Annotated in this window: 2 protein-coding genes; both read left to right on the top strand. The window is 58.0% G+C overall.

Annotated features, from left to right (window positions below; genetic code table 11):
- Positions 1–581: hypothetical protein (locus HQL65_20625; GenBank protein MBF0138638.1), on the top strand; the 581-nt coding region annotated here is incomplete at its 5' end.
- Positions 582–779: 198 nt separating this feature from the next.
- Positions 780–2,048 (top strand): hypothetical protein, encoded by a 1,269-nt coding sequence (locus HQL65_20620; GenBank protein MBF0138637.1) that lies wholly within the window; start codon positions 780–782, stop codon positions 2,046–2,048.
- Positions 2,049–2,156: the final 108 nt, after the last annotated feature.

Below are 2,156 nucleotides of genomic sequence, written 5' to 3'. Positions count from 1 at the left end.
TCACGGCCATGCGCGACATCATCGAACGCATTTCCATCATCGAGGAAATCGCCCGACAAACCAACCTGCTTGCCTTGAATGCCGCCATCGAGGCAGCCCGGGCTGGCGAACAGGGGAAGGGATTTGCGGTCGTTGCCGCCGAAGTACGCAAACTGGCCGAACGCAGTCAGTTGGCCGCAGCCGAAATTGGCAAAATCACCACCTCCGGCATGAGCGTGGCGGAGAGTGCCGGTAAAATGCTCCAGCAGTTGGTGCCAGATATCCAGAAAACGACCGGCTTGATTGGTGGCATCGCCAGCGCCAGCGCCGAACAAAACGCCCATGCCGAACGCATCCGGCAAGCGTTGCAAACCCTGGAAGGAACGGTCCAGGGCAATGCCGGTGCCGCCGAGGAAATTGCCGCCACGGCAGAAGAACTCTCCTCGCAGGCCAATCTTTTACGACAATCGATGGCCTTCTTCCAAACAGGCAACCTGATGACCGACCAGACAGGATTGCTTCAATCCCGCGCCCGGTTGTCTGCGGCAACTGCCGTTGACATGGACTCTCCACCAGACATAGACTCCACCCTTCAATCATGAACACCACGTAACTGTTCATCATTCGGCAACGAATCGGGGTCCAGGGGGCTGGCGACCGGACAGGTCCAGGACGGAGTCCTGGTGGGATTCGGGGCGAAGTCCTGATAAGGGCTTTCATGTTCAGCCAACGGGTGTTTCCGGATCTGGTATCGGCATGGCCGGTGGAAAAAATCCTGTTTGCAGGAGTCTGCAAAGGTCATGATGGATACACTGCCCTTTGGTGGAGTTGATTTACTGGATTTTGTGGTCACGAAGGGAACACCCTGTTACCTCCATGATGGTCCGGCCATCGTGGCCTGGATCCGGGAGTTGCGTGCCTCCCTGGCAGCCAATCCGGCTCTTTCCAGAAGGGTCGGTGCCACGCCTAATCCCCATCTGTTGCGCTGGATGCAACCCCATCTGGATGGTTTGAGCGTGGCCTCTGGTGTGGAGTTGCGTCTGGCCATTTCTGCCGGCATGCATCCCCAACGGCTTGCTTTCCTGGTTTCCGGCAAACGCGATGCGGAGTTGGAACTGGCCATCGGCAGTGGTCTCGGTTCCATCAGTCTGGAGTCGGCGGCAGAACTGGAACGTATCGACCATATTGGCCGCCGTCTGGGACGCAAAGCCGTACTCGCCTTGCGCATCAACCCCCGTTCACCCATACACGATTCCGGCGACAATTCCGGTGCTGCCATACCCATACCCGGCCCCTGTTCCGGTTTTGATCTGGACCAGGGAGCCACATTGATCACAGCCCTGGGTAATAAATCCGGATGCCGCTTTGGGGGGCTTTATTTCAATTTTGAGACCTCCGGCCTGAATACGGATCCCAATCCCGGGACCCGCAACCTGAATGCAGATCCGGTACTGGAGACTTTTCGGCACGCCCTCGCTGCCATTGCAGAACTGGCGCACATGACTGGACAATGGCCGGAACGGGTGATTTTTGCCAACTGTCCGGCACGCCCTCTTCATGCGGGGCCGCATATTCAGGCCAGGCTTGAGTTGTATAGAAATTTATCAACCCTTTGGGCCGGTTTCATGGCGGAACACGCATCACCTGCCATCTCTCCCGTCCTGGAGATGGACCCGGCCCTGGGTCCCTTGACAACCCTTCATATTGCCAAGGTCATAGAGACCCGCCAGGCCCGGGAAATGACCTGCTGCATCCTGGATGATGCGATTCCACCCCATCTTCCGGCCGGAAGCGCCATCAATCTTTCCAATCCGGAGGGAACACCGCAGGTACCGGTAATCCTGGCCGGAGTGGACCATTCAGGTTCCCTTGATACAGAAGACGGCGTACTCATGCCCGCGCCACAGGTGGGAGATTACGTCGGCATTTATCAAAATGGCGGCTATACGGCTGAATCAGTCAATTTTTTCTCCCGTCTGACCTGTGCGGAATACCTGATCGACGGACCGGAACATGTGCGCACCATCCGTCATGTCCTGGATCCTTCCCGTCTGGGCGTTCCTCCTTGACCGGCGCTCTGGGCGTTCCTCCTTGACTGGCGCTCTGGGCATCACTCTCTCCGCTGCGCCGGACGCAGCAGCAGCATGCCATAGCCATAGGCGGTATGCCGACCGACC

It is taken from the genome of Magnetococcales bacterium, from assembly GCA_015228935.1.
In the GTDB taxonomy this organism is placed as follows: domain Bacteria; phylum Pseudomonadota; class Magnetococcia; order Magnetococcales; family DC0425bin3; genus HA3dbin3.
Note: the sequence above shows the minus strand (reverse complement) of the source record. Positions and strands in the feature narration are given on the sequence as shown.

What these genes read in the sequence shown, in the direction of transcription:
- HQL65_20620 (MBF0138637.1), top strand. Translation starts at nt 780, where the DNA reads ATGATGGATACACTGCCCTTTGGTGGAGTTGATTTACTGGATTTTGTG.